This window comes from Candidatus Fukatsuia symbiotica (assembly GCF_003122425.1).
Lineage (GTDB): Bacteria > Pseudomonadota > Gammaproteobacteria > Enterobacterales > Enterobacteriaceae > Fukatsuia > Fukatsuia symbiotica.
The window spans coordinates 270,815-293,477 of sequence record NZ_CP021659.1; the positions used below are offsets into that span (position 1 = coordinate 270,815).

Consider the following 22,663-nt stretch of genomic DNA (forward strand, 5'->3'; position numbering starts at 1 on the left):
GAAACTCGTTATAAATGAATAAATCCGTCGTAGAGATGGGCAGCTTGTCCCGTCATATATAACGGATGACCTGCACCTTGCCAATTAATGCGCAAACTACCACCTTGCATCTGTACATCAACATTCTCACCCAATAGCCCCTGCTCAATACCAACGGCGACAGCTGCACAGGCACCGCTACCACAAGCCTTGGTTTCACCGACTCCACGTTCATAAACACGTAAGCAGATACGTTCCCGACTGACTACCTGCATAAAACCAATATTAGCGCGTTGCGGAAAACGTTCATGATTCTCTAGTATTGGTCCCAGTAATGCCACATCGGCAACTGAAATATCCTCTACCTGTAGCACACAGTGCGGATTGCCGATAGAAACCACGCCGCAAAGCACAGTATGTTCAGTGGTGCGCAAAATATAGGTTTTTTCAGCTTTTGCCGCGCGAAAAGGAACAGCCTGAGGAGCAAACACAGGCTCACCCATATTGACGCAAACTTGTTCATCATCGGTTATATGCAATACCATACGTCCGCTTTGTGTACTGACATGAATATGCCGTTTTTTTGTCAATCCTTTAAGATGTACAAATAGGGCAAAACAGCGCGCACCGTTACCACATTGAGAGACTTCGCTACCATCTGCGTTGAAAATACGGTAGTGAAAATCCAGCTCAGGATCATAAGGCGCTTCTACCACTAACATTTGATCAAAACCAACACCAGTATGTCGGTCTGCCAGGCGACGGACAAGTTCTGGTGAAAAATAAACACTCTGAGTGACAGCATCGACAACCATGAAATCATTGCCAAGACCATGCATTTTGGAGAACTGCATATCATACTCCGCTAGCTACTGACGGGCTAAATCAGGATGCGCTGTTGCTATTTTTACTTTTTCCACTTTTTGTATCACAGCGGGAGGCGAATAAAGTGGCCCTTTTAATCCACAACCTACCAATCCAACCCATATTATCGTGATCAGCAGCCAACGTTGTTGTTTTTTCATCATAGTGATGCCTGTAATTTATTCATCTATGCTCTCTATAATCGGCAGCTCGATCATTAAAAGCAAGTAAAACCACTCAGGGGTATTCTAGAGCCTATTCTAAATCTTTTTGATCGACACTCAGACGAAGAAAAAAGGGATGAGACAGCGCAGTTTACAAAGCGTAAATGAGCATTTTTATCCCTTTTTGATGAAGTATCAGTAATAAGAAGAGGAGATTTCGAACAGGTTCTTAGGAGGGAATAACAGCCAGTTGAGAGCAGAGTTGTTTAGCAGCCAGCAGGATGCGTGGACTGGCGCGATTAAACCAGTCTTCATTGAGTACAATCACCGGTAGCTCAAGTTGTGGTCGCCAAAAGGTTTTTATGTTTTTGGCTTGCGATGGTTGACCACTAATAATCACCACCTGAGGGCGACGTCGCAAAACTTGTTCACGGCTAATTTGCGGCCAGGGTATCTGACTATCCGCAAAAATATTTTTACCACCACAGAGTGTCACTATTTCACTTTGCAAGGTGTTACCTGAACTGGTAAATAGAGGTTGAGTGCCAAATTGCAGTAGGACCCGAAGTGGTTGAGAATGGCGGCCATATTGTTGATATAGTGCGGCAATTTGCTGACGAATTTGCGCGGCAGCCTGATAGGCCTGTTTAGCATTAGGGCTGTAAACAGCCAGTTTTTCCAAATCTTGTACCATTTGCTCGAGACTATGGGGATCGGAATAAAAAATAGGAATGCCGAAAGCCGCCAGTTGGTCCAATGAGCGTTGTGGGTTGCCACCACGCCAGGCGAGGATAAGATCAGGTTTTAACGCTAAAATTCGCTCGACGTTGATCCCTTGCCAGGAAGCAACCCGTTCCAGTTTATTGGCTGATGCCGGGTAGTCGGAATAGTCACTGACCGCCACTAACTGATCACCCAATCCGGCCGCATAAGCCAACTCGGTAGTGCTGGGAGCGAGGCTGATTACTCGCTCAGCCGCACTCAGGGGGAATACCAGTGAGGCCGTGATTAGCAGGCTAATAAAAAGAATGACGCTCTCACACTTGGAAAGCACTTTTAGTTTCATGCAGCAGCAGGAGACTGTTGAGCTAAATCTGATAACATGCTGGCAACTAATCGGCTAGACTGTTGCGCTGCTACCGGTAAAAACTCGTCAAAACTCAGATGTGATTTTTGACAGGCAACATCGGAGATCGCGCGCACTATTACAAAGGGTATATTGAACTGATGACACACATGCCCAATAGCCGTCGCTTCCATGTCTACGGCGATTGCTGCCGGGAAGTGTTTTTTAAGGCGTTCCAAAGGCTCAGCGCCGTTAATAAAGGCATCGCCACTGCAAATTAGACCTGACCGCGCCGGTAACGTTAACTGTTCAATACCTTTTTCTGCCGATGTAATCAGCCGGTTATCTGCGGTAAAAGTAGCGGGACAACCGGGTATCTGACCGAGTTTATGATCAAATGCCGTCACGTCCACATCGTGGTAACAAACTTCCTTAGAGACGACGATATCGCCGATTTTGAGATTACTCGCCAATCCCCGGCGGAACCGGTATTGATGACGTAATTCGGCTGGTAATGATTAAGTAATAAGGAAGTACTGATCGCGGCTGAAACTTTACCGATACCTGATTGCAGCAAAGCCACTTCAACACCGTTGAGCTGACCGGTATAAATTTCAAATCCTTGCAACGATCGAGTTTGACAGTTGTCAATCTTGTTACGCAGTAGGGTTATTTCTGGTTTCATGGCACCAATAATGGCTATTTTCATCGTATTGTTCGCTAATTACCAAGGTTAGATTAATATATCGCCTGTATTTGGCTTGAAAGAGAGACATTATGCAAGAGGTCTGCTTTCGGAACCTGTTCCAAATCTTCTTGAGCGACGCTCAGACAAGGAAAAAACGGGCGAAAAAACGCAGTTTACTCTTTGTATATAATAAAAGGGAGTCAATGAGCATTTTGAGCGTGTTTTTGACGAATGACTTGAGCGAAACACGGTGAGCACAAGAGATTTCGAACAGGTTCTAATGAACTTCGGGTCGAAGAATTAATCATACAAGGTATGACTAAGCAAGTAGGTCAAATCATCCGCTAATTTTATTTTATCTCTAGAGAAATCGATTTATGAAGAAAACCATTTTAGTGTTCAGTACATTGGCATTGAGTATAAGTTTAGTTGTCATGCCAGTTGTAGCCACTGCTGCAGGACCCCTTTCCAGTAATCAGATAGGAGATAGCCAGACAGGCAGCGGGCAAGTGTTGCCAAGTTTAGCACCGATGCTAGAGAACGTAATGCCTGCAGTGGTCAGCATTAATATTGAAGGCAGTACCATTGTTAAGAGAGACCAGAGATCATCGCAGTTTTTTGGCGACGCTTCTCCCTTTTGCCAAGAAGATTCTCCACTCCAGAACTCGCCTTTCTGCGGGGGTAATCAAAGGGGTTATAGCCAGCCAATAGAAAAAAATTTTAAGGCGTTGGGCTCGGGTGTAGTGATCGATGCAGATAAGGGCTATGTCGTCACCAATAACCATGTGGTGGAGCACGCGAGTAAAATTCAAGTGCAATTGAGCGATGGTCGTCACTACGATGCGAAAATCATTGGTAAAGATCCCCGCACTGATATTGCTCTGCTGCAATTGAAAGACTTTAAAAATCTGAAAGCCATGAAAATGGCCGATTCGGATAAGTTACGAGTGGGAGATTATACCGTTGCCATTGGTAATCCTTATGGTTTGGGAGAAACCGCGACATTCGGTATTGTTTCTGCGTTGGGGCGTAGTGGTCTGAATTTGGAAAATGACGAAAATTTTATCCAAACCGACGCAGCGATTAACCGGGGTAATTCGGGTGGCGCTTTGGTTAATTTGCAGGGTGAACTGATTGGTATTAATACGGCGATCCTCGCCCCTGATGGTGGCAATATTGGTATCGGTTTTGCCATTCCAAGCAACATGATAAAAAATCTGACGGCTCAAATGGTGGAATTCGGTCAGGTAAAACGAGGCGAACTCGGGATTATGGGTACCGAGCTTAATGCAGAATTGGCGAAAGCCATGCGAGTAGATGCACAAAAGGGGGCTTTTATTAGCCAGGTGTTACCGAATTCTTCTGCTGCTAAGGCGGGTATTAAAGCCGGAGATGTGATTGTCAAATTGAATAATAAACCGGTCAACAGCTTCGCCTCTTTCCGTGCTGAGATAGGCAGTTTACCCATTGGGACAAAAATGACGTTGGGTTTGTTGCGTGATGGCAAACCTATTACCATTAATATCACCCTGGAACAGGGTTCTCAGGCTCGCGTCAGTTCTGGTACGCTTTATAAGGGGATTGAGGGAGCGGAATTAAGTAATGCCACTAGCTCTCCAGGAGTGAAAATCGGTGAGGTAAAACCGGGGTCTGCAGCCTTTCGTATTGGCCTGAAAAAAGATGACATTATCATGGCGATCAGCCAGCAAAGAGTGCAGAATTTGGCAGATTTACGTAAAATACTCGACGGAGAACCCAAGATCTTAGCGTTACGTATTCGTCGTGGTGAGAATGATATTTATCTTTTAGCACAACAATGACCGCCTGTGGGCAGGGTTCGCCTTGCCCACCTTCTGATTTTTGATGAAGTATTCGTGAGTGTAATGGATTTCGAATAGGCTTAAGAGCCGTTGTTGGTCCCAAAGCCTGCTAGCTGCTCGCGATGATAGTCGTCCCACATAAACTCAACCTTTTCCATTGTTAAGTCTTTTTGCTGTGTATTGAGAAAATTCATTACATCCCAGCATAGCACATGAACACCACTACGATTTGCCGCCGATATTATGTAATATTTTTCTTGCCATCCTAGCGCGGCGGTAATGCTTTTTGCGCGTTCTTCGACTTCTGTTTTGTCTAGCAAATCAGTTTTGTTGAAGACTAACCAACGTGGTTTGTTGACAAGATCAACCTTATATTGCTGTAATTCGTTAATAATGATATTGATATTTTCAACTGGATCAGAACCGTCTATCGGTGCGATGTCAACCAAATGTAATAACAGACGGCAACGCTCCAGATGTTTTAAGAAACGGATCCCTAAACCTACACCTGTTGAGGCCCCTTCAATTAGCCCTGGAATATCAGCGACGACAAAACTTTGCTCATGATCCATCCGAACAGCACCAAGGCTCGGTACCAAAGTAGTAAAAGGGTAATCGGCCACTTTCGGTTTGGCGGCAGAAACGGCACGAATGAAAGTAGATTTACCCGCATTAGGCAACCCTAGCATGCCAACATCCGCTAACAATAAAAGTTCCAGGGTCAAATCACGTGCTTCTCCGGTTGTTCCCATCGTTTTTTGGCGTGGAGTACGGTTAACAGAAGATTTAAAACGTGTATTACCCAGTCCGTGAAAGCCTCCTTGCGCTACCATCAAACTCTGCTGGTGGCATAACATATCACCCAGGATTTCACCGGTACCTTGATCTAATACCCTGGTACCCACCGGCACTTTAAGGGTGATATCCTTACCTCGTTTGCCGGTACAGTCACAACTTTGACCGTTTTGACCACGCTCGGCACGAAACGCTTTTACAAAGTGATAGTCGATCAAGGTGTTGAGATTCTCATCCGCGAGTAGATAAACATTACCGCCATCACCGCCATCCCCTCCGTTAGGCCCTCCATCCGGGATGTATTTCTCGCGACGAAAACTGACGCAGCCGTTACCGCCATCACCGGCCACAACGAGGATCATGGCTTCATCTACAAACTTCATTTTACTTTCTCCGTAAATCAGTTATCGGGTACAGAGAGCCTATCAAACTGGCAGCAGAATTTGCAGCACCTAGTAGGTTTTGCAAGAAGTCTATTCTATATTCCGTGAAGTATATCTTAGAACCTGTTCGAAATCTCTTGTGCTCGCTGTGTTTTGGTCAAACGACTCGTCAAAAATAAGCTCAAAATGCTTATTTATTCCCTTTTTTTATAAAGAGTAGACTACGCCTTTTCACCCATTTTTTCCTCGTTTGGACACAGCGAAAAGGATTTGTAACAGGCTCTGAGAGTGGAGGTAAGAAGCTGGTTAATTACTGCTTTTTTTGATAAGTAATGGCACATTTGGGATAACTGAAAATCAGGAGTTAACCTTAACCAAACACAAGTTGGTATCATTTCTTTATTAATACTAGTTACTTTTTCCTTACTGCTATTAGTAAGTTATTGTAACGGTTAGTCAGTTAACAGGTATCAGTGATACTGATGATCATCTTGATTGAGCCGGTCAATCAGCCGTTGATAGCAGATCAGGTATGTTTACAGTCTAACGACCTTGCCGTAAAATGCCGGCACAGGTGAAAGCGACAATAGGCCTCTATCTGCTGACCGGCGGTATAAAGTCAACGAGGGGATTCAAAAGAGGTCTGGTAGCGTTATTTTGTCATTGAGGTCGTTAGATGAGACGTAAGAGTTACATTAAAAGTATAGGGATATTTTCTTTATTTGCCGCCATGGTAATGCTAAGTGGCTGCGACACTGTTTTGATGGATCCCAAAGGTGCCATCGGGGTTGAGCAGAAAAAGCTAATACTGACAGCGACAGGTTTGATGTTAATTGTCGTCATTCCGGTTATCTTTATGACCTTTGCTTTTGCCTGGAAGTTCCGCGCTAGCAACAAAAATGCTGCTTACACTCCCAATTGGTCTCATTCTAACAAAATTGAGGTCGTTGTTTGGTCAGTGCCAATCATTATCATTGCTATCCTAGCAGTAATAACCTGGCGAACCAGTCACGAACTTGATCCCTATAAACCATTGGTTAGTGATAAAAAACCTATCACTATTGAAGTGATTTCTCTTGACTGGAAATGGTTGTTTATCTACCCAGAACAAGGTATTGCTACTGTCAACGAATTAGCGTTCCCGACTCATGTTCCACTAAATTTCAAGATCACCTCTAATTCGGTAATGAACTCGTTTTTTATTCCTCAGTTGGGTGGGCAAATTTATGCGATGGCCGGGATGCAGACCAAATTGCATCTTATTGCTAATGAAGCCGGTAAATACAAAGGTATTTCCGGTAGTTATAGTGGTGAAGGCTTTTCAGGAATGAAATTTACTGCTATCGCTACACCGACGGAAGCAGATTTCAACCGATGGGTCGCACAAGTAAAAGCATCGCCGCACACCCTGAATAATACTGATGATTTCGATAAATTAGCGCAACCGAGCGAAAATAACCCCGTTGACTATTTTTCCAGTGTAAAACCCGCGCTGTTCAAAGAAACAATTAATAAATTTATGGGTGATATGCACATGCATAGTAGCGAGCCGATGGGTGACAAGATGCATCAAAGCATACACAAAGGTGAACAGGTTCACACAGGAACCGAGGAATAAACGATGCTGGGAAAATTAACACTTGAAGCGGTGCCGTTTCACGAACCAATCGTTATGATAACCGTCGCGTTGATTATAGCCGCTGGACTGGCACTGACGGCTTTTTTAACTTATTTCGGTAAATGGAAATGGTTGTGGAGTGAATGGTTGACCTCGGTTGATCATAAAAAAATCGGTATCATGTATATTATCGTCGCTATGGTCATGCTAATGCGTGGTTTTGCCGATGCGATTATGATGCGCAGTCAGCAAGCGTTGTCCTCTGCAGGGGAAGCAGGTTTTTTGCCACCTCATCACTACGATCAGATTTTCACTGCCCATGGCGTGATTATGATTTTCTTTATGGCGATGCCTTTTGTCATCGGTCTCATGAATGTGGTCGTACCATTACAGATAGGTGCGCGTGACGTCGCCTATCCGTTCCTGAATTCTTTAAGTTTCTGGTTATTTGTCGTTGGCGTGCTATTAATCAATATTTCCCTCGGTGTGGGTGAATTCGCGCAAACTGGCTGGTTGGCCTATCCTCCACTGTCTGCCAAAGAGTATAACCCGGGCGTAGGCGTCGATTATTGGATATGGAGCTTGCAAATTTCAGGTCTGGGTACTCTGTTGACCGGTGTTAATTTTTTCGCCACCATCCTGAAGATGCGTGCACCCGGAATGTCGATGATGAAAATGCCGGTTTTCACCTGGACTGCGCTTTGTGCCAACATCTTGATTATCATTGCTTTCCCTATTTTGACCGTAACCATCGCGTTGCTAACACTAGATCGTTATCTAGGTACCCACTTTTTTACCAATGATATGGGTGGCAACATGATGATGTATATCAACCTGATTTGGGCCTGGGGCATCCAGAAGTCTATATCTTGGTGCTGCCTGTATTTGGCATATTTTCCGAAGTCACTGCCACCTTCTCGAAAAAACGATTATTTGGATACACTTCATTAGTGTGGGCAACCATTGTTATTACCGTACTGTCGTTTGTTGTTTGGTTGCACCATTTTTTTACTATGGGATCAGGTGCCAATGTCAATGCCTTTTTCGGTATCGCTACCATGATTATTTCTATTCCAACGGGGGTAAAAATCTTCAATTGGCTGTTCACCATGTATCAAGGTCGCATCCAGTTCAACTCAGCCATGTTGTGGACGATTGGTTTCATTGTCACCTTTTCTGTCGGTGGTATGACCGGTGTGTTGTTGGCGGTGCCAGGTGCCAACTTTGTCTTGCATAACAGTCTGTTCCTGATTGCTCACTTCCATAATGTCATTATCGGTGGTGTAGTATTTGGCTGTTTCGCAGGTCTAACTTACTGGTTCCCTAAATCTTTTGGTTTTACGCTGAATGAAAAATGGGGTATCCGCGCATTCTGGTTTTGGCTGATTGGTTTCTTCGTCGCTTTTATGCCTCTGTATGTCCTTGGTTTTATGGGAATGACCCGCCGTTTAAGCCAAGACATTAACCCAGAATTCCATCCGATGTTGATGGTAGCGGCAGGCGGTGCCGTGCTTATCGCCTGTGGTATTTTGTGTCAGGTTATCCAGGTTTTTGTCAGTATCCGTGACCGTGAACAAAATCGCGATCTGACTGGTGATCCTTGGGGAGCGCGTACACTAGAATGGGCAACGTCTTCTCCTCCTCCATTCTATAACTTCGCTACAGTTCCCCGTATTCACGGGCGTGATGAATTCTGGCATATGAAAGAGACAGGTAAAGCGTACCAACGCCCAGCAAAATATGAAGAAATCCATATGCCTAAAAATACCGGTGCCGGTGTAGTGATTGCTGGCTTCAGCTTAATCTTTGGTTTTGCCATGATTTGGTACATCTGGTGGCTAGCGGCTATTGGTTTTGCTGGCATGGTTATCACCTGGATCGCGAAAAGTTTCGATGAGGATGTCGATTACTATGTACCTGTTGATGAAATCGAACATATTGAAAATCAACATCATGAACAAATCAGCAAGGCAGGCGTGAATCATGTCAACTGAATCTCTGACTCAGCATAGTTTCAACCATAATAATATGGCTCATGCAGAGCATAGCCATCATGATAGTGGAGCTACAAAAATATTTGGCTTCTGGATCTACCTGATGAGCGATTGCATTTTATTTGCGACATTGTTTGCAACCTATGCAGTTTTAGTCAACAGCACCGCAGGGGGGCCTTCAGGTAAAGATATTTTTGATCTGCGTTTTGTGTTAATAGAAACCTTCTTGTTATTGTTTAGTAGTATTACCTACGGCATTGCGATGCTTGGAATGAATAAAGGCAGTAAAGGCCAGGTTAATCTGTGGCTGGCATTGACTTTTCTGCTTGGGTTGGGTTTTGTAGCAATGGAAATTTTTGAATTCCATGAGCTGATTGCTGAAGGTTATGGTCCTGATCGCAGTGCTTTCCTGTCAAGCTTCTTCGCATTGGTAGCAACTCATGGTATTCATGTGAGCGTCGGTCTGGTTTGGATCATTATCATGATAATCCAAATAACAAAACGTGGTTTGAGTGCAACGAACCAAACCAGGTTAATGTGTCTGAGCCTGTTTTGGCATTTCCTCGATGTAGTATGGATATGTGTATTCACCGTTGTTTATCTGTTAGGAGCCATGTAAATGAGTGTTTCTACTGACGACCGTATTGGCAATCGTGATCATGCTGAAACTGATCACACTGGTGCCAGCCACGGAAGCTTAAAATCTTATCTGATTGGCTTCGTGCTTTCCGTTATTCTGACCGTTATTCCATTTGCTATGGTAATGAATGATAGCGCCTCTCATAGCATCATTCTGACAGTGGTGGTTGCCTTGGCTTTAGTACAGATTGTCGTACATTTGGTGTACTTCCTGCATATGAATGGATCTTCAGCAGAGCGTTGGAATTTGGTGGCTTTTGTGTTTACCGTTATCATTATCGCTATTGTTGTTATCGGCTCACTTTGGATTATGTATAACCTCAACATCAACATGATGGTTGAGTAATGAGTAGCCTCTGATGATTAAGCAATACTTGCAGGTTACTAAACCAGGCATTATCTTTGGCAATTTAATTTCTGTCATCGGAGGATTTCTCCTCGCAGCCAAGGGCGTGATTGATTATCCTCTATTTCTCTCGACGCTTCTTGGTGTCTCCTTAGTGGTTGCCTCCGGTTGTGTATTTAATAATTATATTGACCGTGATATTGATGGCATCATGGAAAGGACGAAGAACCGCGTTTTGGTGATGGGTCTGATCGATGCGAAGACAAGCCTGATCTATGCCTCAGCACTGGGTATTGCCGGTATGCTATTACTCTATTTTGTGGCTAATGTATTAGCAATGGTGTTGGCAGTGATGGGTTTTGTCATCTATGTTGTGGTCTATAGCCTTTACATGAAACGTCATTCAGTCTACGGCACGCTGATCGGTAGTCTATCGGGTGCGGCTCCTCCTGTTATTGGTTATTGTGCCGTCACTGGCAAACTTGATACCGGTGCTTTTATCCTATTGTCGATTTTTAGTTTGTGGCAAATGCCACATTCCTACGCGATTGCTATTTTTCGCTTCAAGGATTATCAGGCAGCAAATATTCCCGTTTTACCGGTAATCAAAGGCATCGCTGTCACTAAAAACCATATCACACTCTATATTTTGGCATTTATGCTAGCTACTTTAATGCTGACATTAAGTGGCTACGCGGGGTATAGCTATCTTTTTGTGGCTGCTGCCGTGAGCCTTTGGTGGTTGGGCATGGCATTGCGAGGTTATAAAACAGGCAATGATGGTATATGGGCAAAAAAACTGTTTATTTTTTCGATAATTGCGATTACCTCACTCAGCATCATGATGTCTGTCGATTTCAATGTAACTGCTTCTACCGCATTACTGGTTAATGTCAGCTAATAAATTTCTTGTGAACCCCATGAACGATAATAAAATGACGTCGCTAGAGCTACGTGCCACCTGGGGCTAGGAATTGTTTTTTCACTGCGTATGCTCGGCATGTTTATGGTTTTGCCGGTTATCACTACCTATGGTATGGCGCTGAACGGTGCCAGCGAAGCACTTATCGGCATTGCTATCGGTATCTACGGCTTCACTCAGGCGATCTTTCAAATCCCTTTTGGATTGATCTCTGATCGTATCGGTCGTAAACCTCTGATCGTCTTTGGGCTACTGGTTTTCACACTTGGCAGTATCATTGCGGCATTAAGCGATTCTATCTGGGGCATTATACTAGGGCGTGCATTGCAAGGTTCTGGCGCAATCGCAGCGGCAGTGATGGCGTTACTCTCTGATCTGACCCGCGAACAAAATCGGACTAAAGCGATGGCACTTATCGGTATCAGCTTTGGTATTACTTTTGCTATTGCTATGCTTCTTGGCCCCATGATTACCCATGCTTTCGGCCTACATACCCTGTTTGGGAGTATTGCCCTACTCGCCCTACTTGGCATTATCATTACCCTAACTGTCGTTCCTGCGACCAGTGTCCATGTTCTCAATCGAGAAGCAAGTATCGTCAAAGGTAGTATCACTAAAGTGCTTAACAACCGTCGGTTACTAAAACTGAATTTCGGTATTATGTGCCTGCATATTTTATTGATGTCGAGTTTTATTGCCTTGCCACATGTGATGGAAAGCGCCGGATTGGTGCCTAAGCAACATGGATATGTTTATTTGATAACCATGTTGATTTCTTTCGCGACGGTGGTACCTTTTATTATTTATGCTGAAACTAAACGACATATGAGGCGGGTTTTTATCAGCTGCGTAGCTATACTCCTGATTGCCGAGATCGTACTCTGGGGTGCCAGGCAGCATCTTTGGCTAATTATTATCGGTATGCAACTGTTCTTTATTGCTTTCAACGTGATGGAAGCTATTTTACCCTCACTGATAAGCAAAGAATCTCCTGCTGGTTACAAAGGTACGGCCATGGGAGTCTACTCTACCAGCCAATTTATTGGTGTGGCTGTCGGTGGCAGTTTGGGGGGCTGGATATTCGGGATTGCTGGGGCTGGAACGGTGTTTGCGAGTGGTGCGATTATCGCCTTACTATGGTTTACTGTCAGTTGTACCATGCAAGAACCGCCCTATGTCAGTAGCCTGCGTATTGTACTTTCTGCAGCAGCCATGAAAGATACGACCTTGGAAAAACGCTTCAGAAATCAGCCTGGCGTCACTGAAGCAGTGGTGGTGAGAGCAGAACAAAGTGTCTACGTGAAGGTGGATACAAGACAAACGACTCGCCATCAATTAGAACAATTAGCTAATAGATTTCTTGCAAAACCGCAGCGAGTGCTATGAATTCATTTTCAAAAACTGTATTTTATCCCGAGAATGACCTGCGTATCTTTATAGTTATAGTTGCCCCACTGCTGTCCAAAAGAACCCCATATTTGGGTGCCTGTAGGAGTATATCCTTCCACTCCGATCCTCAGTTCTCCACTATTTTTGCTTCCCACAATATTGTTATTCAGGCCATCCATGGAAACCCTCTGCTTTTGACTGTTATTAAACCAGTTCGCTTCAATGAAAGGCTGGAATTGGCCACGTGTAACATCATGATGAGCACGCATATAAACACGCGTACCAAGGCGTAGCTGGATATCACCTTGCCCTGAATGTGTAATACGGGTTCCGTTAGCTTCATAGTGTGTATTGCCTTTAACGTTCATCCAGATAATTTGAGCTTGAGGTTGTAACCAGTAACTGTGTATCCCTACCTCTGCAATGTGAAAGCTATATCCGGTTTCCAGTGAGGCTGTGATCCCTTTGCTTCTATAATTTTCTCTTGGCAATCCATGACCACTAATATAGTTATTAAACCAATTCCAAAGAACCCAACTGTCCAGATACGGGCCGGATTTATCTTGCTGATTGGCGTACCAAGTGGTGTATAGCCCCGTACTGTAACCTTCGATTCCTCCTTTCGCTTGGTAGCCTGTCACCTTTGACAGGGCAGATGCACTGTTATTGCCATGCCCGGCCATAATGCCCAAGTGCAAGCGATCATCACCATCAGAACTCCACTGTGCAATATCCGCGCCTATCTGAAAAACATAACGATCGGCTTGAGTGCTAATTTGCCCACTTTTATCGGAATAAAGGCTACGCCCCCCAGTGCTACGAAACCACAGGTTGGTGATCTTTTCTTTACTACCCAAAAAATCCGTGTATTGCATTTCACCGAGACGTTCATGCAAGCGCATATTAAACATGGTATTAGCTATTGTAATATTATTCAGATAACCACCGACTTCAGGTCTTAATATTGGCTCTTTTATTGGCTCATTAATTTCCGGCTCGACGGGATTAATCTTCGGTTCTGTGGTATCAGTGCTGGTTAAATACCAATTAGCATTTTTTTTCACCAGGTTATAATCGTAGGAGCCAGCAACAATACGCCCTCCTGGCAAAAAAATAGCATTGGAAGCGCCATTAATTTTTATAATTTCAATTCCATTTTGAGTTTGAGCACCTTTACCCTTGATATTGGTAATATGTACGGTAGTAGTACCGTTTGCATCTCCGTCGATGATCAGTTTATCTGTTAAAGAATTATCATCACCGAGAACAGTTGCTAAAAAAAGAGTACTGTCAGTTTCTCCGGTATAATTTCTAGTGATGTTTAACGTATTTCCTGTACTGACAGTATGAGGATTGAGGATAAGGGATCTATTATTCATTAGGTTACCGTCAATATTCGCTGAATGGCCTATCAGAAAAATTTTGTTATTATTCGTGCTATTCCCTCTTAAAGTACTTTGTTCATTCAAGAGAAGGTCACCATCGATAGTGATGCCATCTGCACCGTTAGCAGACCAGATTATCTCTTTTCCTAATGTCAGAACACTGTCAGAGGTAACAGAAACCTTGCCAACGGAGGCATGATCATTGGCAGTATAATTCGTTGGTAGTACGTTTGTGCCGACGGTAATGGCCGATCCACTATTACCGTTAATGATGCCTGAAACAGAAGCGTTACGCAGCAGATTAAGGGTAGCATGAGATAATTCAACATTCCCATTTAATCTTCCGTAATTATCTATACTGTCAGTAATTGTACCCGTATTGTTAATGGCATAACGGGTGCTGCCAACAGTACCGGTATTCACAATGGAATCAACAGTACCCTCGTTGGTTATACCTGTCTGCTCACCGGTGATACTTCCGCTATTATTAATGTTTTTTATTCTTCCTTCATTTCTGACACCATCCATTTTACCTGCAATGGAGTTTTGATTGATAATGCCATCAATTTTACCGATATTATATATTCCATGGAGTGACTCGCCTGAGAGACTACCATTATTAACAATATTATTATTGATGGTACCCTCGGTATCGCTGACAAAAATAGCGTGCTGATATCCAGAGATGGTCCCAGAATTAAAAAGGCCATCAAGTTTAGATTGATTATGAATGCGTATTCCTGATTCATCGCTCCAAATACTTCTTGATGTTTTTATTAATCCACTATTATAAATACCGAATTCTTCCGTTCCTCGATTAACAGTAGCGAGGCTATTATTAAAACCTAATTCAATACCATGCCCCTCGGTCGTTATTTCTCCTGTATTGATTATAGCATTGACTGTTGCACCTTCTTCAATCTCAATACCTCTACTTTGTCCTGCTCCCATTATTTTTCCATGATTGATTATTTTGCCAAAAGTGGTATCGCCTGTTGCTAATATACCCACTCCCTGGCTGGTTCTATTAGTATTTGAAATGATGGATATCGATCCTGATGAATCCACAGTAACACTTGAGTTATCAGTCTTCAGCATGCATCCTGTTACCATTGGTGAAGTAATAATCGTATTTTCTACATTACCGGTGTTTGCCACCACAGAGAAGGATAGACCACTCAAGGTTGCGATAATAGAAAAATTGAATAATCCAAGATTTGGGCTTCTCATAAGCATCCCATTTATAAAAAAATATATTTCATATAAACGACACAAACGCCCGTTTTTTTTACCGTTATTAAATAGATGGTAAAAAATGCGTGAAAATGCAAATTTAAATCTGAATGGCAAACTTGTTATAATCGGCCATGAATGGATAGAAATAGAATATGTTTGTCAAAAGTTTAATAGACTTCTTGCAAAACCGTAGCGAGTGCTGTGAAGTCAAGGTATCTGGAGCGCAGTAATTTCACGCTACAAGTACATGAGGATCACGAGCACCCTATAACACAAAATTCGCAGCACATAGTAGGTTTTGCAAGAAGTCTAATGGTTATGCGGGCGTAAATAAGGGACTAGCAAATGTAATAAACGCTGCAATGCTCCCTGATTTTTATACAGAACGTCAACAGCTTGCTGGCCGTGATAAAAAAGGCGATTTTTATCATTGAGTAAAAAGTTCATTTTCTGTACTAACGATAGGGTATCAGTGACGGTAATCAGCCCTTTCGCTTTTGTCAGCTTGGCACAAATCTCTTTAAAATTAAAAGTATGTGATCCCATAAGGATGGGTATGGAATGGGCGGCGGCTTCTAATGGATTATGTCCACCGTGTTTTACTAGACTTCCCCCGACAAAAGCGATATCGGCGATGCCATACAATAGCATGAGTTCACCCATGGTATCGCCGATAACCACTTGAGTACTGGCTGAGGGGATTTCACCACGGCTACGTAGCATATAATTTAAACCGGCTTTTTGTACTAGTTCTATTGCTGTGGGAAAACGTTCAGGATGCCGTGGTACCAAAATCAGTAATAGGGTTGGATGTGTTGACAACAATTTACGATACGCGGCCAATAATAGGGTTTCTTCACCATCGTGGGTACTGGTGGCTATCCATACTGGTCGATGTGACGCCCATTGGCTGCGTAAAGTAGCGGCACGAGTGGCTAGCTCGGGTGTGATGGCAATATCAAATTTCAGGCTACCTGTGACGCTAAGTTGGCAGCGCTTCAATCCCAGGGAGATAAGACGTTCTCCATCTTCATGATGTTGTGCGGCAATCAAGGTAATACGTTGCAGCATCTGACGAATAAAATGGCCTAGTTTCTGATAACGCGCCGCTGAACGCGCCGAAAGACGTGCGTTGGCAATGACTAACGGGATAGATCGGCGATGCAACGCATGAATGAGTGTTGGCCATAACTCAGTCTCCATAATAATCACTAAATGGGGATTAAGTTGATTAAGAAAACGGTTTACGGCACAAGGAAGATCATAGGGTAAATAGACGTGATGAACTTCGTTATTCAAAGCGGATTTTACCCGTTCAGACCCTGTGGGGGTCATGGTGGTCACTGTAATCGGCATATCAGGGTAATGATGACGCAAGGCTTTGATCAACGGAATAGCTGCCAGTGTTTCACCCACTGAAACGGAATGCAGCAAAATGCCCTTAGCCGCTACCTTACCGGCACAAAAACCATAACGTTCCCCCCAGCGCTGACGGTAAGCGGGAGCTTTACGGCTACGTAATAGCAGACGTAGCCAGATTAATGGTTGAATAAGGTAAAACAGTATCTGATATAAACGCAGTAACATGAGGTTCCTTGCGAAGCTGTCGATTGTGGTATGCCGTTAACATGCAGCAATATCTTAATTAACCTGTGTAGATAAAGTCGTATCATTTTAAGGCACTATTGTTTGATTTTTTTGATTATAAAATCGACAATCTCACTGCTTGATATCATTTCTGGCTTATCTTTTTTATGGGCACTGCGATTTTTATATTCCACTTCTTCCTTCTCTAAAGTGCGATCACTAATCACTACGTGATGTGGTATGCCAATCAATTCCATATCGGCAAACATCACACCTGGCCGTTCTTGACGGTCATCGATAATAACCTCGATACCTTGATTAACTAAGGTTTCATACAATTGTTCCGCGAATTCTTTCACCCGAGAAGAAGTGTGTATATTGATGATTGGTATGATAGCGATTTGAAATGGAGCAATCGCATCCGGCCAAATAATGCCACGATCATCGTGGTGTTGCTCAATAGTAGCAGCAACCACACGGGACACACCAATACCATAGCAACCCATTGTTATCACTTGATTAGTGCAATCTTCACATTGTAGCGTCGCTTTCATCGCTTCTGAGTATTTATTGCCCAGTTGAAAGATATGGCCGACTTCGATGCCGCGTTTAATCTGCAAGGTTCCTTGCCCATCAGGGCTGGCATCACCTTCTTGCACGTTACGGATATCAGCCACCTGTGGTAGCGGCAAATCACGATCCCAATTGATACCAAAATAATGTTTACCATCAATATTAGCCCCCGCACTAAAATCACTCATCACAGCAACAGTGCGGTCGACGACAATGGACGAGGATGCCAGATTAATTGGCCCCAAAGAACCCGGTTTTGCATTTACCCATTCGTGGATCTCTTGCTCACTGGCAAAAGTGAGTGGAACGGCAACCTGAGGCAGTTTCTCTGCTTTTATTGTATTGAGTTGATGATCACCACGTAGCAACAACGCAATCAGTTTATGCCCGTTTGCTTCCGTTTCATGTGCGCGTACGAAGAGCGTTTTTACTGTTTTCTCGATTGGCATTTTGAACTGCGTTACCAGGTCGGTGATGATTTTTACATGTGGTGTGTCAACAATACGCAAGTCTTCAGTAGCGACTGCCCGTGTCTGCGTTGGTGCTACTGCTTCAGCCAGTTCAATATTTGCCGCGAAATTGGATTCGGTTGAGAAAACGATATCATCCTCACCACTGTCCGCCAATACCTGAAACTCGTGAGAAGTGCTACCACCAATCGAACCGGTATCGGCCAGTACCGCACGGAAATCCAAGCCGATACGAGTAAAAATTTTACTGTATGCGGCGTACATGGCGTTGTAAGTTTCTTGCAAGGATGCTTTCGTGGTATGGAAAGAGTAAGCATCTTTCATCAGGAATTCACGAGCGCGCATTACGCCAAAACGTGGCCGTACTTCATCACGGAACTTGGTTTGAATTTGAAAAAGGTTAAGGGGTAATTGTTTATACGAGCGAATACCATTACGAATGAAATCGGTGATCACCTCTTCGTGGGTAGGGCCGAGTACGAAATGCCGTTCATTACGATCAACAAAACGCAGCAGCTCAGCACCATATTGTTGCCAACGTCCGGTTTCTTGCCAGAGACTTGCCGGTTGTACCATGGGCATGGAAACTTCGATCGCACCCGCCTTATTCATCTCTTCACGTACAATATTTTCGACCTTTTTCAACACCCGGATACCGGTTGGCAGCCAAGTATAAAGCCCTGAAGCCAGTTGACGGATCATGCCGGCGCGCAGCATCATCTGGTGGCTGATGATTTCAGCATCGGCAGGAGTTTCCTTCAGTGTAGCAAGTAGATATCGGCTGGTACGCATGATGTGTTGGTTTCCATAAAAACTAAAAATAGACTTCTTGCAAAACCGGTTACGTGCTGCGCATTCTGTGTTACGTGGTGCTCGCAATTCTCATGTACTCGTCTGTACACTGCGGTCGCTGCGCTCCAGGTGCCTTGACCTCACAGCATTCGCTCCGGTTTTACAAGAAGTCTGATAATTAAACATAAAAATTGTTGATTCTGGTCGAAATCGTCGTGAGTGACGTTCACCAGCCCTTTACTGCACCGCCGTTAAAGATTTTATTAGCCGCAGTGAATACCTCGTCAGATTGATAGGCCTGGACAAATTTTTTCACATTTTCTGCCTCTTTGTTATCTGCACGAGCGACAATCAAATTAACATAGGGTGAATCTTTATCTTCGACAAACAAACCATCTTTAGCCGGTGTTAGATTAATCTGGCTAGCGTAAGTGCTATTAATGACCGCTAAGGCAATTTGCTGATCATCGAGAGAACGTGGTAACTGAGGAGCTTCCAATTCGACGAGTTTTAGATTTTTAGGATTATCAATCACATCTAAAACAGTAGGAAGCAGGCCAACGTCGTTTGTGAGTTTTAGTAAACCTTGTTTTTGCAACAGTAATAAGGCACGACCGAGATTCGTGGGATCATTAGGCAGCGCTATTTGTGAACCAGATTGTAGCTCATCCAGTGATTTGATTTTTTTTGAGTAACCAGCAATGGGGTAAACAAAAGTATGACCAACCGCAACCAGTTTATAACCTCGATCTTTAATTTGTTGATCCAGATAAGGTTTATGTTGGAAAGCATTAGCGTCGATATCGTCCTGGCTGAGTGCTTCATTGGGTAAAACATAATCATTAAAAACCACAAGTTCTACATTCAGACCGTATTTATCCTTAGCCACCTTTTTAGCGACTTCCGCTACCTGCTGCTCAGAACCACTGATAACGCCGACCTTAATGCTGTTGGGATCTTTTTCTTTTTGTCCACAGGCCACAAGAACCAAAGAACCGATTAATATGCTGATTGCTGTGACAGATTTTAATTTTATAGACATGGATTTTTCTCCATTTGACATAAGTTGATGTAGGTTAGGGATCAATACGATCTTAGAACCTGTTCGAAATCTGTGGTGCTCTCCGATATTTCGTCAAAAATGTGCCCAACATGCTCATTGATGCTTTCCACTACATACAAGGTAACAGCACTTTTTCGTTAATTTCTTCCTCGTTTGAGCGTCGCTTACGACGATTTTGAACAGGTGTTTAAAGTTAACGATGCTATTTATGGTTTAAGGCGTTAACGATGTAATTGCCAACAAATTGCATCAGATAGACCAAAGTGACTAACAAGATTAATACAGTATTCATTACAGTGGCGTTATAACCGATGTATCCATATTGATAACCGATCTGACCCAGCCCTCCAGCACCGACAGCTCCTCCCATAGCGGAATAACCAACCAGAGTAATTAAAGTAATGGTTGCTGTATTGACTAAACTAGGTAGCGCTTCAGGTAGTAACACCTTGTTGATAATCTGTAATGGTGTGGCTCCCATCGCTCGAGCTGCTTCAATTAAACCGGATGGGATTTCCAACATGGCATTCTCGACCATACGTGCAATGAAGGGAGCAGCACTTACGGTTAAAGGCACAATAGCGGCCTGTAGACCAATAGAAGTACCAATCAGCAAACGAGTAAAAGGGATCATCCATACCAATAAAATGATAAAAGGTATAGAACGGAAAATATTGACCAGTGCGGATAGTAATTTATACAACGTAGTATTCGAGATAATTTGCCCCGGGCGAGTCACATACAGCAATACGCCAATGGGTAATCCGATAACAAAACCAAAAAAACCGGAAACGAAGGTCATCATCAGCGTCTCCCAAATGCCTCGGCCCAATAACCAAATCATTGCTTCAGACATAACCTAAAACCTCGACTTTTACATGATGATGTTGCAAAAATGTGATGGCGGCCAATCTACTTTGCTCTTCACCGTGCATTTCAACTAGCATAACACCAAATTTAACCCCGCCAGCATAATCCATTTGCGAACTGAGAATACTAATATCGATATTAAAGCGACGTACCACCTGTGAAATTAATGGTGCATCAACGGATTGACCAGTAAACTCCAGTTTCAATAAGGGAACACGGCTTGGTGCTGGCTGTACGCTCATGCGTTGTTTGTAATCATCGGGGATATCTAGATGTAACGTTGACTGGATAAATTGTTGTGCCAAAGGTGTTTTGGGGTGAGAGAATATCTTGCTGACGCTACCTTGTTCAATTAATTTACCTGCACTGATCACGGCAACTTGATCACAAATACGCTTTACTACATCCATTTCATGAGTAATTAACAGAATGGTTAATCCTAAACGGCGGTTAATATCTTTTAATAATTCTAGAATAGAACGGGTTGTTGCAGGATCTAAGGCGCTAGTGGCCTCATCGCATAATAGAACCTTAGGATTACTTGCTAAAGCACGAGCAATGGCTACACGCTGTTTTTGCCCACCAGAAAGGTTAGTCGGATAAGCATTTTGTTTATCTATCAATCCAACCAAATCTAGTAATTTGCTCACTCTTCTTTTTATCTCAGTGCAAGGCAAACTGTCCAATTCTAATGGTAAGGCGATATTATTGAAAACGGTACGGCAAGAAAGCAAATTAAAATGTTGAAAAATCATCCCGATTTGACGTCGAACCTTTGTCAGTTGCCCCGCGGATAACTGGGTAAGATCTTGCCCATCAATCAATACCCGACCGCTAGTAGGGCGCTCCAACATGTTTGCACAGCGAATCAAGGTGCTCTTTCCTGCTCCAGAAGCACCAATAACGCCATAGACCTGTCCAGTAGGAACATGCAAGCTGACGTCAGAGAGTGCATTAATCGTGTTCGCTTCCTGTTTGAATACTTTGCTGATGTGAGAAAGTCTAATCATATTATTCTTATTTTAACTATGAAGTTTGCTGGAGAGATAAAAAATAAAATTGAATGTAATCGACATCCAAATTGGATGTTAAGGCGTCTAGATGGCTAAGTCAACGGGTAACACTATTTCTTTTGAATGCCCAATAATCAATAAATAATGCGATACTGGCCAAATTAACTTTATATCAGGGGACCACTAAATGATCCAATCTGTTCCAGCGATATTTTTAGATCGGGACGGTACTATAAATATCGATCACGGGTACGTATATAAAATTGATAATTTTCAGTTTATAGAAGGTGTAATTGATGCCTGCTGTGAATTAAAGGCAATGGGATTTGCTTTGGTGCTGGTGACTAATCAATCTGGCATTGCTAGGAAAAAATTTACGGAAGCACAGTTTATAACCTTGACCGAGTGGATGGACTGGTCATTAGCTGATCGTGGTGTAGATCTTGATGGCATCTATTTCTGCCCTCATCATCCCGAAGGCCGTGAAGATAAATACCGTCAGCTTTGCGATTGTCGTAAACCATTACCCGGTATGTTACTGCAGGCGAAAAACGAGCTACACATCGATATGGCGGCTTCTTACATGGTTGGAGATACAATCGAAGACATGCAGGCGGCTCAGGCTGCGCATGTTGCTACTAAAGTATTGTTAAGAAGCGGTAAAGAAACGACCACAGCCGCTGTAGCAGCCGCTGATTGGGTGCTGGACAGTCTAGCCGATTTACCTGCAGTGATTAAAAAAAGAGATAAATAATTTGGCGTTACCTGTAAGTAAGTACAAAAAAAATAAAATTTGTTATAAACCCTTGCCATTCTTAAATAGCTCCCTATAATGCGCACCTCATTGGAATGGTGATCGGCAGTGATTTGCTGAATAGTTTATCCGATAGAACGAAATTCAAGACAAGAAAATCTTGACTCTCGACAAGGGAAGCGTAGAATTCGCCCCCTCGCGTTGTACAGATAGCCGGTTGATATAGATACCGATAAGTGGTCAACGCCTTGCT

Annotated in this window: 16 protein-coding genes and 3 pseudogenes; 8 read left to right on the forward strand and 11 right to left on the reverse strand. The window is 43.3% G+C overall.

Annotated elements, in window-relative coordinates; all coding sequences use genetic code 11:
- Positions 1–8: 8 nt before the first annotated feature.
- From dapF to mtnN, 4 genes and pseudogenes are all read right to left on the reverse strand, one after another.
- Positions 9–833 carry a diaminopimelate epimerase gene (gene dapF / locus CCS41_RS01320; protein WP_072549937.1) on the reverse strand — a complete coding sequence of 275 codons (825 nt, stop codon included), beginning with the start codon at positions 831–833 and terminating at the stop codon, positions 9–11.
- Between the two features lie 15 nt (positions 834–848).
- Positions 849–1,007 (reverse strand): LPS translocon maturation chaperone LptM, encoded by a 159-nt coding sequence (gene lptM / locus CCS41_RS01325; protein WP_072549936.1) that lies wholly within the window; start codon positions 1,005–1,007, stop codon positions 849–851.
- 229 nt (positions 1,008–1,236) lie between these two features.
- Positions 1,237–2,073, reverse strand: coding sequence for a vitamin B12 ABC transporter substrate-binding protein BtuF (btuF, locus tag CCS41_RS01330; RefSeq protein WP_072549935.1), 837 nt, complete (start codon positions 2,071–2,073; stop codon positions 1,237–1,239).
- Positions 2,070–2,782: pseudogene (gene mtnN / locus CCS41_RS01335) on the reverse strand (5'-methylthioadenosine/S-adenosylhomocysteine nucleosidase). Before mtnN ends, btuF begins: the two are co-directional and overlap by 4 nt.
- 356 nt (positions 2,783–3,138) lie before the next feature.
- Here mtnN and degP point away from each other — a divergent pair.
- On the forward strand, positions 3,139–4,581 hold the full coding sequence (gene degP, locus CCS41_RS01340) for a serine endoprotease DegP (protein ID WP_072549933.1): 1,443 nt from the start codon (positions 3,139–3,141) through the stop codon (positions 4,579–4,581).
- Positions 4,582–4,661: 80 nt separating this feature from the next.
- Here degP and cgtA read toward each other — a convergent pair whose 3' ends face one another.
- Positions 4,662–5,759: an Obg family GTPase CgtA gene (gene cgtA, locus CCS41_RS01345; RefSeq protein ID WP_072549932.1), complete on the reverse strand. Its 1,098-nt coding sequence runs from the start codon at positions 5,757–5,759 to the stop codon at positions 4,662–4,664.
- Positions 5,760–6,435: 676 nt separating this feature from the next.
- Here cgtA and cyoA point away from each other — a divergent pair.
- The 6 genes and pseudogenes from cyoA to CCS41_RS01375 all read left to right on the forward strand — a co-directional run bounded on the left by cyoA (position 6,436) and on the right by CCS41_RS01375 (position 12,664).
- The gene (cyoA, locus tag CCS41_RS01350; RefSeq protein ID WP_072549931.1) at positions 6,436–7,377 is read left to right on the forward strand and encodes a cytochrome o ubiquinol oxidase subunit II; all 942 of its coding nucleotides are present in this window, start codon (positions 6,436–6,438) and stop codon (positions 7,375–7,377) included.
- A 3-nt stretch (positions 7,378–7,380) separates the two neighbouring features.
- Positions 7,381–9,371: pseudogene (cyoB, locus tag CCS41_RS01355) on the forward strand (cytochrome o ubiquinol oxidase subunit I).
- Positions 9,361–9,990 carry a cytochrome o ubiquinol oxidase subunit III gene (locus CCS41_RS01360; RefSeq protein ID WP_072549929.1) on the forward strand — a complete coding sequence of 210 codons (630 nt, stop codon included), beginning with the start codon at positions 9,361–9,363 and terminating at the stop codon, positions 9,988–9,990. Before cyoB ends, CCS41_RS01360 begins: the two are co-directional and overlap by 11 nt.
- Positions 9,991–10,356 (forward strand): cytochrome o ubiquinol oxidase subunit IV, encoded by a 366-nt coding sequence (locus CCS41_RS01365; protein WP_072549928.1) that lies wholly within the window; start codon positions 9,991–9,993, stop codon positions 10,354–10,356. It abuts the gene before it with no gap.
- A gap of 13 nt (positions 10,357–10,369) precedes the next feature.
- Positions 10,370–11,257 (forward strand): heme o synthase, encoded by an 888-nt coding sequence (cyoE, locus tag CCS41_RS01370; RefSeq protein WP_072549927.1) that lies wholly within the window; start codon positions 10,370–10,372, stop codon positions 11,255–11,257.
- 19 nt (positions 11,258–11,276) lie between these two features.
- Positions 11,277–12,664 (forward strand): annotated as a pseudogene (locus tag CCS41_RS01375) (MFS transporter).
- Positions 12,665–12,672: 8 nt separating this feature from the next.
- Here the strand turns inward: CCS41_RS01375 and CCS41_RS01380 are convergent.
- The 6 genes from CCS41_RS01380 to metN all read right to left on the reverse strand — a co-directional run bounded on the left by CCS41_RS01380 (position 12,673) and on the right by metN (position 21,653).
- A complete protein-coding gene (locus tag CCS41_RS01380; protein ID WP_205411446.1) occupies positions 12,673–15,288 on the reverse strand; it encodes an autotransporter outer membrane beta-barrel domain-containing protein in 2,616 nt (871 codons plus the stop codon).
- Between the two features lie 309 nt (positions 15,289–15,597).
- Positions 15,598–16,875 (reverse strand): lipid IV(A) 3-deoxy-D-manno-octulosonic acid transferase, encoded by a 1,278-nt coding sequence (gene waaA / locus CCS41_RS01385; RefSeq protein WP_072549925.1) that lies wholly within the window; start codon positions 16,873–16,875, stop codon positions 15,598–15,600.
- A gap of 95 nt (positions 16,876–16,970) precedes the next feature.
- Complete coding sequence (locus CCS41_RS01390; RefSeq protein WP_072549924.1) at positions 16,971–18,710, reverse strand: proline--tRNA ligase; 1,740 nt, start codon at positions 18,708–18,710, stop codon at positions 16,971–16,973.
- Positions 18,711–18,936: 226 nt separating this feature from the next.
- Entirely contained in the window at positions 18,937–19,752 is an 816-nt protein-coding gene (locus CCS41_RS01395; RefSeq protein ID WP_072549923.1) for a MetQ/NlpA family lipoprotein, read from the reverse strand.
- Positions 19,753–19,975: 223 nt separating this feature from the next.
- Positions 19,976–20,629, reverse strand: a complete 654-nt coding sequence (locus tag CCS41_RS01400; RefSeq protein ID WP_072549922.1) for a methionine ABC transporter permease MetI — start codon at positions 20,627–20,629, stop codon at positions 19,976–19,978.
- Positions 20,622–21,653: a methionine ABC transporter ATP-binding protein MetN gene (gene metN, locus CCS41_RS01405; RefSeq protein ID WP_072549921.1), complete on the reverse strand. Its 1,032-nt coding sequence runs from the start codon at positions 21,651–21,653 to the stop codon at positions 20,622–20,624. The genes CCS41_RS01400 and metN overlap by 8 nt, the downstream gene beginning before the upstream one ends.
- 190 nt (positions 21,654–21,843) lie before the next feature.
- On the opposite strand from metN, the gene gmhB reads away from it, so the two are divergent.
- Positions 21,844–22,410, forward strand: coding sequence for a D-glycero-beta-D-manno-heptose 1,7-bisphosphate 7-phosphatase (gene gmhB / locus CCS41_RS01410; RefSeq protein ID WP_072549920.1), 567 nt, complete (start codon positions 21,844–21,846; stop codon positions 22,408–22,410).
- Positions 22,411–22,663 lie beyond the last annotated feature (253 nt).